Genomic DNA, 13,650 nt, shown 5'->3' with positions numbered 1-13,650 from the left:
CGATCGAACATCTCGCCTGTGGAACTGTCCAGCAAAAGTCAATACGCCCTGCTCGCCCTCTTGGAGTTAGCCGCCCGCTACCCCCAAGGGGAGCCGCAGCAAATTCGCCAAATCGCCGCCCAACATCATATACCCGATCGCTATCTCGAACAACTGTTGGCGACCCTGCGGCGGGGCGGGTTAGTCCGAAGTCAGCGGGGCGCGAAGGGGGGCTACCTCCTCGCCCGGGACCCCCGGAAAATCACCCTTTTGGAAATTATCAACTGTCTCGAAGGGTCGAACAGCAATCAAGTGGCCCGAGATTCTTCCCCCCAAACCCCGGAAAATGCCGTCGTTTTCGAGGTTTGGCAGGAAGCTCACCAAATGGCAAATGCGGTATTTGAGAAATATACCCTCAAAGATCTCTGTGAAAAATTAGATGCCCACCGCCCGAAAAACCTCATGTATTACATCTGAGGAACTGAGAATTGAGAATTGATCATTGATAATTATCAAACCCGCCAATTCTGGGGGATGGGGAAGGCAAGAGTCGAGACGCGATCGGCAATAGGAAAAGGAAAGCTCAAAGATGCGAATTGCGAATAATATTACCGAATTGGTCGGGCGGACTCCCCTGGTGCAACTGAACCGCATCCCCAAAGCGGAGGGGTGCGTGGCTCGAATTGCGGTCAAATTGGAGGGGATGAATCCATCGGCATCGGTGAAAGATCGCATCGGCGCGAACATGATCGAAACGGCCGAACGGGAGGGGTCGATCGCACCGGGCAAAACGGTGTTGGTGGAACCGACTTCGGGGAATACCGGCATCGCCCTGGCGATGGTGGCGGCGGCCCGGGGCTATCAACTGATCATCACCATGCCGGATACGATGAGTTGCGAACGCCGCGCCATGTTGAGGGCCTACGGGGCACAACTGGAACTGACGCCGGGAGTCGAGGGGATGGGCGGCTGTATCCGGCGGGCCCGGGAAATCGCGGACACCCTCCCCGACGCCTATATGTTGCAGCAATTTCAGAATCCGGCGAACCCGGAAATGCACCGCCGCACCACCGCCGAGGAGATTTGGTCCGATACGGACGGCAACGTGGATATTTTGGTCGCCGGTATCGGGACGGGGGGGACCCTGACGGGGGTGGCGGAAGTGTTGAAACATCGCCACCCCCACTTCCAGGCGATCGCGGTGGAACCCGCCAGCAGTCCGGTGTTGTCGGGGGGAGAGCCCGGGCCCCACAAAATCCAGGGACTCGGGGCGGGATTTATTCCCCCGGTGCTGAATGTGGATCTGATTGACGAGGCGATTGCGGTGACGGACGAGGATGCGATCGCCTGCGGACGCCGGTTGGCGAAGGAGGAGGGATTACTCTCGGGAATTTCCACCGGGGCGGCATTGTGGGCGGCGTTGCAAGTGGGGCGGCGATCGCAAAATCGCGGCAAATTGATCGTGATGATCCAACCCAGTTTCGGGGAGCGATATCTGAGTACGCCCCTATTTCAAGACCTGGAATTTTAGGATTTTATAGCGCTGTGCCCGGGTGTAGGGTGTAGGGTGTAGGGTGTAGGGAGAAAAAAGAAGTCAGACAACAGAAGTGAGAAGTGAAAAATTCCTTACTCCTCGCTCCTCGTTTCTCATATCAAATTCGGTTGAATGCTCAAACATCGGGCAACCCTATAAGGTTGCCCCCACGGTAAGCCGACCTCCCCCCTTATCTCCCCCCTTACAAAGGGGGGTAGGGGGGGATGGGGGCTGGGGGGGATCGAATGTATCGCACTAGATCGAAAACTGCTATATTATGAACCAAGACAAATTGTGGATCGAAGCGTTAAAATTCAACGAACGGGGTTTAATTCCCGCGATCGCCCAAGACCACCGGGACGGAACCGTGTTGATGATGGCCTGGATGAACCGGGACTCCCTGCAAAAAACCCTGGAAACCGGCGAAGTACACTACTGGAGTCGATCGCGATCGGAACTTTGGCACAAAGGTGCCACGTCGGGGCACATTCAGAAGCTCAAAGGTTTATACTATGACTGCGACGCCGATGCCCTGCTGCTGAAAATCGAGCAAGTCGGCGACGTCGCCTGTCACACAGGCGCGAGAAGCTGTTTTTTCAATGCCGTTCCGCTGAAATTTTAAAATGGTTCTGCAAATCTACAACACCCAAACCCGCCAAAAAGAAACCTTCACCCCCATCGAACCCGGAACGGTCAAAATGTACTGCTGCGGGGTGACGGTGTACGACTATTGCCACTTGGGTCACGCCCGATCTTACATCGCTTGGGACGTGGTGCGCCGCTATCTCGAATGGTGCGGATATGATGTCAACTACGTCCAGAATTTTACCGACATCGACGATAAAATCCTCAACCGTGCCAAAGAACGGGACACCACAATGGATGTGGTTTCGGAACAGTTCATCGAGGCCTATTTTGAAGATCTGCGGCGCCTCAACGTCCGGGATGCCGACGCCTATCCGCGAGTGACGAACCACATCAGTGCCATCCACGACCTGATCCGTCGCCTCGAAGCCAGCGGGCACGCCTACGCCGTCGGCGGCGACGTCTATTACAGCGTCCGCCAATTTCCCGACTACGGCAAACTTTCCGGTCGGAAACTCGAAGATATGCAAGCCGGCGCCAGCGGCCGGGTATCCGCCGGCGGGGAGGGGACGAAGAAGAAAGATCCCGCCGATTTTGCCCTGTGGAAAGCCGCGAAACCGGGGGAACCCGCCTGGGATTCTCCTTGGGGTCCGGGGCGTCCGGGGTGGCACATCGAATGTTCGGCGATGGTGGGGGAACTCCTCGGCGAAACCATCGACATCCACGGCGGTGGCGGTGATTTGGTATTTCCCCACCACGAAAACGAGATCGCCCAGTCCGAGGCGGCGACTTGCCAACCCCTGGCGCGATATTGGATGCACAACGGCATGGTGACGGTGGGGGGCGAAAAAATGTCCAAATCTTTGGGCAATTTTACCACGATTCGGGAATTGTTGGATCGCCCTTTGGAACCGATGGTCGTGCGGCTGTTTATTTTGCAGGCTCAGTATCGCAAACCGCTGGATTTTACCGATGAAGCGATCGCATCTGCCGAAAATGGTTGGGCGACGTTGAAAGATGGGTTATTGTTTGGGGAAGAATACGGCGATCGCCTGGGTTGGCCGGGGAAAGAATCCCCCCTAACCCCTCAGAAAGAATCCCCCCTAACCCCCCTTGGTAAGGGGGGGAAAGAATCCCCCCTAACCCCTCAGAAAGAATCCCCCCTAACCCCCCTTGGTAAGGGGGGGAAAGAGGAGGCGGTGGAACGGTTCCGGACTGCGATGGATGACGATTTCAATACGCCGGGGGGATTGGCGGTGTTATTTGAATTGGCGAAAGAGTTGCGGCGGGAACGCAATTTGTTGGCGCACGAAGGGAAGACGGAAACGCCGAGCGATCGCATCTATTCCACATGGAAAATCTTGGTCGAATTGGCGGGGGTTTTTGGTTTGAAAGCCTCGCCGGAAGCGGAAACGGAATCTCAAACAGAGGGGATGGGCGATGGGGAAATAGAGGCGTTGGTGAAGCGGCGGCAGGAGGCCCGGAAAGCGAAAAATTATGCGGAGGGCGATCGCATCCGCGACCAACTTCAAGAATTGGGAATAACCCTGATTGACCGCCCCGGCGGAGAAACCATCTGGCACCGTTAAAAGTTGCCCCTGAGAAACCGGGTTTCTACGAGAGTTTCGACTTCCCCACCCAATTTTCACCTAGAAACCCGGTTTCTACTCCCCCAAAAAAATTCACGGCTTCAAAGGTTGAAAACCGTGAATGTAAGAGCTAGGGAAGGTAACTCGGACGGAGGGGGAAAATGAAGGGTTTCCCCCCTCTAAAATTAACCGATCGCGGGTTCGGCTTCGATCACCGCTTCCGGCACATTCTCGTACTTCTGGAAATTGTCCACAAACAATTTCGCCAAGTATTTAGCCTGCTTTTCGTACTCCCCGGCGTCCGCCCAGGTTTTCACCGGGTCGAGGAGTTCGGTGGGGACTCCCGGCACCGCGTCGGGAACCAACACTTTGAAGATCGGGTGGGGGTGGAAACTCACGTTATCCAAATCTCCGTTCACCGCCGCCGACACCAAGGCGCGGGTGTACTTGATCGGCACCCGGGAACCCACGCCGTAGGGACCGCCGGACCAGCCGGTATTGACCAGATAGACGTTGGTTTCGGGGTGGTCGGTGAGGCGTTTGCCCAGCAAATTGGCGTAAACCGCCGCCTCCAGGGGAAGGAAACATTTTCCGAACCCGGCGGAGAATGTCGCTTCCGGCTCTTTGATGCCCCGTTCCGTCCCCGCCACCTTGCTGGTGTAGCCGGACATGAAGTGGTACATCGCCTGTTCGCGGGTCAGTTTGGCGATGGGGGGCAGGACTCCGAAGGCATCCGCCGCCAGGAAGATCACGGTTTTGGGGTGGTCGGCGATGCCGGGGATGACGGCGTTGGGGATGTAGTCGATGGGGTAGGCGACCCGGGTGTTTTCCGTCAGGGTGCCGTCATCGTAGTCGGGGACGCGGTTGTGGCGGTCGAGGACCACGTTTTCCATCAGCGAACCGAACCGGATGGCATCCCAAATTTGCGGTTCATTTTCCCGGGACAGGCGGATGGTTTTCGCGTAGCATCCTCCCTCGAAGTTGAAGATCCCCTCTTCGGACCAGCCGTGCTCGTCGTCGCCGATCAAATAGCGATCGGGATCGGCCGAAAGGGTGGTTTTTCCGGTGCCCGACAGACCGAAAAATAACGCCGTTTTACCAGCGTCATCCACGTTGGCGGCACAGTGCATGGGGAGGACGTCGGCTTTGGTCATGAAGTAGTTCATCAGGGAGAAGACGGACTTCTTGATTTCCCCGGCATATTTGGACCCGCCGATGATCACCAGCCGCTTGGACAGGTGCAGGACGATGAACGCTTCGCTGTTGATGCCGTCATCTTCGGGGTCGCCGTGGAGTCCGGGAACCGCGATCACAGTAAAATCGGCCCGGTGGGTTTGCAGTTCCTCGTCGGTGGGCCGAATAAACAGTTGGTGGGCGAACAGGTTTTGGGAGGCTCCCTCGTTGATGATGCGGACGCCGAAACGGTGGTTGGGGTCGGCGCCGACGAAGCCGTCGAAGATGTAGAGATCCCTACCTTGGACGTAGGAGCGGACCCTGCGGTAGAGGCGATCAAAGTTTTTCTCGGGGATGGGAACGTTGAGTTTGCTCCAGTGGATTTCGTTGTGTTTGCTCGGTTCATCGACGATGAATTTGTCGTGGGGGGATCGGCCGGTGTATTTGCCCGTTTTGACGCACAGGGAGCCGTTGGAGGCTAAAATTCCTTCCGCCCGGGCGATCGCGTGTTCGATCAGGATGGGGACGGGGAGGTTGTGGTAGACGTGACCGACGTTTTTCAGTCCGAGGGTGTCCAAACCGTAGCTGGGATCTCCCATCAGGGGGCGATCGCTCGATTTGGCCGTCTCGCTGACCGGGAAAACTTGGTCTTGGTCGGCCAAGCGACTGTTGATCAGGGTCGAAACGGAGACATCCTGATAGATATTGCGGTTGACCGTGCTGACGTTATCCATGATATATAGCCTCCAATGTGCTGAAGAGAACCCGCTATCTTCTGAATGACAACTTTTTGATCGGGGTGGGATGATGGATTGAGAAAAACTGGAATTGGGGAGTCCGAATTATTAAATAAATCTTAACCCCAAGGGTCTGGTTTGAATGTCAAGCTTCTATCCCGAGCTCGTTTCGTGAGCGGCAGATTCCAACAGAAAGCGTGAAAGATTGAGTGAACGGTTGGGTTGGGAGCCGCGGAGCCGTGTTCGGATGTCTTTTCTCAATGCCCGATCGCTTTGTAATGCCGGTAACTTTGTTTGGGAAAATCTGCTATGTACGTTACCTTTACTTAGAAATACTACACCCATCGCTCGGGATGTGCTGTTACAATTTTTTAAGTTGTAATTGTAGTTTTATTGAAAAGTTTGAAGATTTGATCGACGATGCGGGTTTTGCATCATCATACACCGAAATTGCGCGAGGAATTGTGCTTGACACCGGATGGGCCCGGCGGCAATTCTGAAGAAATCATGGGGTTCTGTCGCGATCGCCGCCTCATGTCGTAAAAAATCGTGACAGAATAGGTAGACCCACGGATTAGAGTGTGAAGCGATATGTACGAAAAAATCACCCCCCCCACGACGGGCGAAACCATCACCTTCAAAGACGGAGAACCCATCGTCCCCGACAACCCCATCATTCCCTTCATCCGGGGGGACGGAACCGGCGTTGACCTGTGGCCGGCCACCGAGCGCGTCATTGACGCCGCCGTCGAAAAAGCCTACGGCGGCCAGCGCAAAATCAGTTGGTTCAAAATCTACGCCGGGGACGAAGCCTGCGAACAGTACGGGACCTACCAATACCTCCCCGAAGACACCCTCACCGCCATCCGGGAGTACGGCGTCGCCATCAAAGGCCCCCTGACCACCCCCATCGGCGGCGGCATCCGCTCCCTCAACGTCGCCCTGCGTCAAATCAACGACCTCTACGCCTGCGTGCGCCCCTGCCGTTTCTACTCCGGCACCCCCTCCCCCCACAAACACCCAGAACAACTCGACGTGATCATCTACCGGGAGAACACCGAAGACATCTACCTCGGCATCGAATGGCGAGAAGGGACCGAAATCGCCCAAAAGCTGATCCACCTGCTCAACGACGACCTGATCCCCGCCACCCCCGAACACGGCAAAAAGCAGATCCGCACCGACTCGGGCATCGGCATCAAACCCATCAGCAAGACGGGTTCCCAGCGCCTCGTCCGCCGCGCCATCAAACACGCCCTCACCCTCCCCAAAGAAAAACAGATGGTGACGCTAGTCCACAAGGGCAACATCATGAAATACACCGAGGGCGCCTTCCGGGATTGGGGCTACGAACTCGCCACCACCGAGTTTCGGGACGAGTGCATCACCGAGCGGGAATCCTGGATTCTCAGCAACAAGGAGGGCAACCCCGATATCTCTTTAGAAGATAACGCCCGCAAGGTGGAACCCGGTTTCGACTCCCTCACCCCCGAAAAGCGCCAAGAAATCTGCGACGAAGTGAAAGGCGTACTCGATACCATCTGGGACACCCACGGGGACGGCAAGTGGAAAGATAAGATCATGGTCAACGATCGCATCGCCGACAGTATCTTCCAGCAAATCCAAACCCGTCCCAACGAATACTCCATCCTCGCCACCATGAACCTAAACGGAGACTACCTCTCCGACGCCGCCGCCGCGATGGTGGGCGGTCTGGGCATGGGTCCGGGGGCGAACATCGGCGACACCTGCGCCGTCTTCGAGGCCACCCACGGCACGGCGCCCAAACACGCCGGACTCGATCGCGTCAACCCCGGTTCCCTCATCCTCTCCGGGGTGATGATGTTGGAATATCTCGGATGGCAAGAAGCCGCCGATTTAATTAAAAAAGGCATCGGCGCCGCCATCTCCAACCGGGAAGTGACCTACGACCTCGCCCGACTGATGGACCCCCCCGCCGAACCGCTGAAATGTTCCGAATTCGGCGAAGCAATTATCAGTCACTTTGACGATTAATTGCCAGCGAAACCGACTGTGATGCCCCCCCGTTTTATCGGGGGGGCGTTTCATTTTCGGTTAAAAATGATCGAGGCTGACGAGGAAAACCGTTGATGTTCGTTCTGTCTGTTGCAATAACAAATGGGCGATCGCATTTCTTCCCCTCCCCCCGCCACTGGGGGTGGGCATCCAACTGATAGCAATTCCCCCGAACGACGGGCGATCGCGACACCGGACAAATTGAAAGAAACGTGATAGACTCCAATTGAGTTGAATCGTCCCACCGCCTTCAATTGGCATCCATGATTAAAAATCCCTACCAAGTGGGTGGGAGTCTGGCGGTAGACGATGTAACTTACGTCACCCGTCCGGCCGATCGCCTCCTCTACGAAGCCCTCCTAGCCGGAGAGTTCTGCTACGTCTTCAACGCCCGACAGATGGGCAAATCCAGCCTGCGGGTCCAGATGCGACGACGGCTAGAGCAACAGGGATATCGCTGCATTTATCTCGACATGACTCAGTTGGGCACCGAAAATGTCAGTTATCGGCAGTGGTATCGGGGGATCATGCTCATTCTGTTGAGCAAATTTCAACTCTCGAAACAGATCCCCCTCAAACAGCGCTGGAAAGACTGGGACAACTTGCCCCTCGTCCAGCAGTTGAGTCTGTTGATTGACGAGATCCTCGAACAAATTCCGGACACCAAACTGTTTATTTTTATCGATGAAATCGATAGCATTCTCAGCCTGCCATTTCCCGTCAACGACTTTTTCGCCTTCGTCCGCCTCTGCTACGAATTGCGCCCCCACCAACCCAATTATCGGCGGTTGACTTGGGCATTTTTCGGCGTCGCCACCCCCTCCGACTTGATCCGCGATCGCACCCGCACCCCCTTCAACATCGGCCGCGCGATCGACCTGCAAGACTTTCAATTTGAACAGGCCCAACCCCTGCTGCAATTCTTGCCCGCCACCCTCCCCGATTGCGCCGCCGTCCTGAAAGCCATCTTACATTGGACGGGGGGGCAACCTTTTTTAACCCAAAAACTCTGCAAAACCGTCACTTCTTTGACTTCGGACGCCAGGGAATCCCGTCTCAACCTGGCGCCGGGAACGGAAGACCAGTGGATCGAAAAAATGGTCAAAACCCAGATCGTCGAGAATTGGCAATCCCGAGACGAACCCGAACATCTCCGCACCATCCGCAATCGCCTCCTCTACGACGAACGGCGGGCCGGGCGGCTGTTGGGATTGTATCAAAACATTTTAGAAACCGGCGGCGTGGTCAGCGACGACAGTCCCGAACAGACGGAACTGCTGCTGTCGGGATTGGTCGCCAAACGGCGCGGAAAATTGCAGGTCAAAAACCCCATTTATCGAGCCATTTTCAACGAGGAATGGATTCGAGAACAATTGAACCAACTGCGCCCCTATTCTCAAGCCTTAAATGCCTGGGTCGCCTCCGACTGCAGCGATGACTCCTGGCTGCTGAGGGGACAGGCGTTAAAAGAAATATTGGCTTGGGGACAAAATCAAAGCCTCGGCGATATGGATTACCGCTTCCTCGCCGCCAGCCAAGCCCTAGACCGACAGGAAAGCCTCGCCAAAGCCGAAAATGCCCGTTTAAAAGAAGTCGAAGCGCGGCTGGCGGCGGAACGTCAGCGCAGCGAAGAACAGCGGCGCAGTTTGAGGCGGCAGCGCATCTTTTTGGCGGGGGTGAGTTGCGCGTTGGCGATCGCGGCGGGATTCGGAATGGTCGCCCGGTATCAATATCGTCTCGCCTCCCTGCGGGAAGCCGAAGCCGTCGCCCAAGCGGCCGAAGCCCTATTCGCCTCCGATCGCTCCTTTGAGGCTTTGTTAGAAGCGATTCGGAGTCAACGACAACTCGAACGCTGGCAACGGGTGAACCCGGCATTACAAACTCAAGCCGATGCCATACTAGAACAGGTAATTTTAAATATTAATCAGCGCAACCGCTTAGATGGTCACGAAGCCGCAGTCCTGACAATTGATATCAGTCCCGACGGACAAACGATCGCCACGGCGGGAGTCGATACCACAGTCAAATTATGGAATCGAGAGGGAAAATTGCTCTCGAAATTTGAGGGACATTCGGCGACGATTCGAGCTCTAAAATTTAGCCCAGACGGTCAATTTTTGGTGACGGGGGCAGATGACGGAAAAATGAAATTTTGGACTCCCTCGGGTCGGTTTAAACGCAGCATTCCCACTCGTTTAAATGGGATGTCGGATTTCGCGTTCAGTCCCGACGGACAAACTTTGGTGGCGGTCGGAAGTCCCCATCTGGTAGAATTGTGGCAAATTGACGGTTCCCCGATCGACCGCTTCAAGATCGCAGCATCGGGGGCATTATCGGTCGCGTACCATCCCGATAAAAATCAAATCGCCGTCGGAGGAAATGACGGTCAAATCACTTTTTTTGACCTCGATGAACGACGGCAACGGACCATCAAAGCTCATGAGGCGGCCATTAATGCCATCGCCTTCAGTCCCGATGGAGAACGATTGGTCACGGGTGGCCAAGATCAAACCGTCAAACTCTGGCACGGCGATGGAACTTCAATCCAAACCTTGACCCATCATGCGGCGGGCATTTTGGATATCGATTTTCATCCCGACGGGCAAACCTTTTTTGTCGCCAGCTACGACAAAACCCTTTCGGTTTGGACTCGTCACGGCACGTTGATCGACACCTTCAAAGGGCATCAATCTGCCGTTTGGGGCCTCGCTATCAGTCCCGATGGCGAGATGCTGGCTTCAACTGGAGCAGATAATACAGTCCTGCTTTGGAAAACTCACCATCCTTTCCACCGCAACTTACACGGAATGGGGGGAAGGGCATTAAGTGCGATTTACAGCCGTGACGGACAACGTTTGATAACAACTGGAGATCGAGATAATCTTCTGTTGGCATCGATCGCCGATTTGACGATTCAATCTGTAGATGCTCAACAGTTAGTCGTCACGAATTTGTCATTGCATCCGACCCGAGACCAGATATTATCTACCGGGACAAATCGGACGATCGCCATCCGTCGGTTGGACGGAACGGTTGTGCAAACGATTGGCGACCATGACGAAGCCGTGATGGGAGCCGATTGGCATCCGAGTGGCGAGGAAATCGTCTCGGCAACCGCCTCAGCTTCTATTTATCGCTGGAATAGCCGAGGAAAACAACTTGACCGTTGGTCGGGGCACGCCGCCCCGATTTGGGACATCACTTACAGTCCCGACGGCAGTCAGTTTGCCACCGCAGGCAACGATGGTACGGCGAAACTTTGGAGTCGGGAAGGCGAGTTACTCCACACCCTCGAACATGATTCGGCCGTGTGGCGGGTGGCGTTCAGTGCCGACGGGGAATATCTCATCTCCGGGAGTGGCGATAAAACGGCGAAAATCTGGCGCAAAGACGGAACTTTGGTGACGACGTTAAAAGGACATCAGGCGGCAGTTTGGGGGGTGGCATTTAATCCCGACGGCTCTTTGGTCGCGACTGGCAGTATCGATGAAAGGGTCAAACTCTGGACGATGGAAGGGGAATTGTTGACCACCCTAGAAGGTCATACGTCGGGAATTCGCAGCTTGGCTTTTCGGCCCGATGGAAACGTTTTGGCCTCCGCCGGAGATGATAAAAAAGTGGTGTTTTGGAATATCGCCAATATTTTGAACCTGCAACCGTTGGATTATGCCTGCGATTGGGTGGCGGATTATCTGAACACCAATCCCCGCGTCACGGACGGCGATCGCGCACTCTGTCAACTCGATGAGGAGTGAGTATGGCAGGCAATAGGTTATAGGCAATAGGTTATAGGCAATAGGCAATAGGTTATAGGTGATGGGTTATAGGCAATAGGCAATAGGCAATAGGTAATAGGTAATAGGTAATAGGTAATAGGTGATGGGTGATGGGTGATGGGTGATGGGTGATAGGCAACTTTTGAATTTTATCAAGGGGCGAAAATCAAACCGATTTGAGATAATTCTCGCTGTGATAGTGCCTCCAAAAATATTGTCGGTAGAGTTCGCAGGCGGGACTCGCCATCAGTTGTTTGAGTTTCACCAAACCCAACCCTTCCAAAGCATAGGCGACATCCGAATCGAGGGGCACCGGTTCGGGACTCGACAACACCTGATAAAATCCTTGATATAACCGTCGATCGCGTTCCAAAGCCAGCCGCAGTTGACCCAAATATTCCCCATAAATCCCTCGATCCGTCGGGGCCTCCGCGACGAGTTGAGTCAAAGACCAATAGTGCGATCGCAGCCAGTAAAACGCCAATTGTAACAGATAAGGATGACCCCCCACCAAATCCAGCAAAGGCTTCAAATAGTCCAGCATTTCCATCTCCCCCGGGTCGAGATCGTAGCGCTCTGCCAACTCGCAAATTTGCGAAGCGGTGAAGGGCGGCAGTTTCAAATAAATTCCGACATTAAAGGGAGATTGGTTGGTCTGTATCGGCAAGGTTAATTCTCCGGAATAGGCGAGAACTAACCGCAAATTATCCCATCCATCTTGCGTGCGCGATTGTTCGTACCAACACCGCACCATCGCCAAAAAATGACCGGCCAACTCGGGAATGTTAAACAGTGAATGAACCTTGTCGAAAGCGAGAACCAGCGGCTCTTTCAATTCTTCCAAAACATACTCTTGTAGGTAAACTGTAAAGTTGGTCTTGCTCCCCGCCCCCTCAATCCAATAATCGTCCAAATTTGGAGCCAAATTTAACTGTTGAGTTATCGTCAAACAAATCCAGCGCAAAAATCGTTCTAAATCTTCGATGGTTGTCGGGTCAGCCTGTTGCATATTGACCACAACCGTTCGCATTCCCTCCCGCTCTGCAATGCCGTTCAGGCGGTGTATTAAAGAGGTTTTACCCATTTGATGCGGTGCTTTGATTCGGAGCAGACTTCCGGGTTGTCGGAGGGTGGTAACAGCCCAGGTTTCGATGGGAGGGCGATCGATATATAAAGGCGAGTTAAACACCAGCGGACAGCCCGGAAAATTCAGTTTCTCCCAACCGGAATTCGGCAGAGTTTCGACAAACTTTGACCTTTCGAGATTGCCCCGAGAAAATTGGCTGACAATCGACACAATATTTCGCTTTTTGACTTCGCAGCCCAACCGTTCAGACAGGGAAAGCCACAGCCGGGAACCGATGTCTTTCAGATAACCGGGATGATATCCCGTTTCTTGAGACATTTGTTGATAGGATTGACCGGCAAACGTCATCTGCAATACAACTTCTTCCAACTGGGTGAGTTCTTGGGGAGCCAAAACATTTTGAATCCATTGCAGGGCTTTTTTGTGGCTATTCATTTGTAAGGAAAGGCATCGAAACGGTGACAAGAATTGACGGAAGTTCACATCCAGGACTATCATATCATGTTCGGTTCAGTTGCCCAATATCAAATCGAAACTTCCCCTTATCATTGAGCGATCGCACCCCACCCGTCACCCGTTGTTGGGCTTGAACCCCACCCGTCACCCGTTGTTGGGCTTTAGCCCCCGATCGCAATAGTTATTTTGACCCATCCCGATTGGCCGGCCACCGCACGCGATCGCACCCCACCGCCCATTCGTTGTTGGGCTTGAGCCCCCCCGATCGCAATAGTTATTTTGACTCATCCCGATTAGCCGGCTACCGGACGCGATCGCATCCGACCCCGATCTGACCTTTTCCCGGCGATCGCCCAAAAAGGTAAGAAAGGTAAGATTTTTGCACCCGAAAGGTCAGATCGAAGGTAAGAAAGGTAAGATTTTTGAGTCGAAAAGGTCAGATCGAAGGTAAGAAAGGTAAGATAAAAATTTCTGACTTTTCTGACCTTGACAGATTAAGACCATTTCAAATATGCTGATTTATGTCACAACTTTCTCAAGCTTTCACCGATCGCAAAGGTGTCTTTTGGCTTCGGAAAACCGGCTTACAAAAGTAGCAACAACTTGAGGATTTTCTCTTCAAGGAGTTGGTAGAGGCACATTGACTATGCCTTTAAGAGTTCAGTTTTGGACGGCTTAAGAATCCCCGCGTCTTTAG

The 13,650-nt window shown here is 54.2% G+C and carries 8 protein-coding genes; 6 read left to right on the top strand and 2 right to left on the bottom strand.

Features of this window, described 5'->3' with window-relative positions; genetic code table 11:
- Window positions 1-18 precede the first annotated feature (18 nt).
- The 4 genes from AC0QHF_RS16770 (at window position 19) to cysS (ending at window position 3,687) form a co-directional block, all read left to right on the top strand.
- On the top strand, window positions 19-456 hold the full coding sequence (locus AC0QHF_RS16770) for an RrF2 family transcriptional regulator (RefSeq protein ID WP_324705428.1): 438 nt from the start codon (window positions 19-21) through the stop codon (window positions 454-456).
- Between the two features lie 112 nt (window positions 457-568).
- Entirely contained in the window at window positions 569-1,510 is a 942-nt protein-coding gene (cysK, locus tag AC0QHF_RS16765) for a cysteine synthase A (protein WP_324705375.1), read from the top strand.
- Between the two features lie 280 nt (window positions 1,511-1,790).
- A complete protein-coding gene (hisI, locus tag AC0QHF_RS16760; protein ID WP_324705374.1) occupies window positions 1,791-2,135 on the top strand; it encodes a phosphoribosyl-AMP cyclohydrolase in 345 nt (114 codons plus the stop codon).
- Window position 2,136: 1 nt separating this feature from the next.
- Window positions 2,137-3,687 (top strand): cysteine--tRNA ligase, encoded by a 1,551-nt coding sequence (gene cysS, locus AC0QHF_RS16755; protein ID WP_324705373.1) that lies wholly within the window; start codon window positions 2,137-2,139, stop codon window positions 3,685-3,687.
- 185 nt (window positions 3,688-3,872) lie between these two features.
- Here cysS and pckA read toward each other — a convergent pair whose 3' ends face one another.
- Window positions 3,873-5,594, bottom strand: coding sequence for a phosphoenolpyruvate carboxykinase (ATP) (gene pckA, locus AC0QHF_RS16750; RefSeq protein WP_324705372.1), 1,722 nt, complete (start codon window positions 5,592-5,594; stop codon window positions 3,873-3,875).
- A gap of 594 nt (window positions 5,595-6,188) precedes the next feature.
- Here pckA and AC0QHF_RS16745 point away from each other — a divergent pair.
- Complete coding sequence (locus AC0QHF_RS16745; RefSeq protein ID WP_324705371.1) at window positions 6,189-7,613, top strand: NADP-dependent isocitrate dehydrogenase; 1,425 nt, start codon at window positions 6,189-6,191, stop codon at window positions 7,611-7,613.
- Window positions 7,614-7,897: 284 nt separating this feature from the next.
- The gene (locus tag AC0QHF_RS16740; protein ID WP_324705370.1) at window positions 7,898-11,389 is read left to right on the top strand and encodes a WD40 domain-containing protein; all 3,492 of its coding nucleotides are present in this window, start codon (window positions 7,898-7,900) and stop codon (window positions 11,387-11,389) included.
- A 187-nt stretch (window positions 11,390-11,576) separates the two neighbouring features.
- Here AC0QHF_RS16740 and AC0QHF_RS16735 read toward each other — a convergent pair whose 3' ends face one another.
- Window positions 11,577-12,932, bottom strand: coding sequence for an AAA-like domain-containing protein (locus AC0QHF_RS16735; RefSeq protein ID WP_324705369.1), 1,356 nt, complete (start codon window positions 12,930-12,932; stop codon window positions 11,577-11,579).
- Between the last annotated feature and the right edge of the window lie 718 nt (window positions 12,933-13,650).

It is taken from the genome of Lyngbya sp. CCY1209 (assembly GCF_055795065.1).
Note: the sequence above shows the minus strand (reverse complement) of the source record. Positions and strands in the feature narration are given on the sequence as shown.

Bases quoted from the DNA above. Each gene is read 5' to 3' on its own strand.
- cysK (WP_324705375.1), top strand. From the start codon at position 569: ATGCGAATTGCGAATAATATTACCGAATTGGTCGGGCGGACTCCCCTG.
- hisI (WP_324705374.1), top strand. From the start codon at position 1,791: ATGAACCAAGACAAATTGTGGATCGAAGCGTTAAAATTCAACGAACGG.
- cysS (WP_324705373.1), top strand. From the start codon at position 2,137: ATGGTTCTGCAAATCTACAACACCCAAACCCGCCAAAAAGAAACCTTC.
- pckA (WP_324705372.1), bottom strand. From the start codon at position 5,594: ATGGATAACGTCAGCACGGTCAACCGCAATATCTATCAGGATGTCTCC.
- AC0QHF_RS16745 (WP_324705371.1), top strand. From the start codon at position 6,189: ATGTACGAAAAAATCACCCCCCCCACGACGGGCGAAACCATCACCTTC.
- AC0QHF_RS16740 (WP_324705370.1), top strand. From the start codon at position 7,898: ATGATTAAAAATCCCTACCAAGTGGGTGGGAGTCTGGCGGTAGACGAT.
- AC0QHF_RS16735 (WP_324705369.1), bottom strand. From the start codon at position 12,932: ATGAATAGCCACAAAAAAGCCCTGCAATGGATTCAAAATGTTTTGGCT.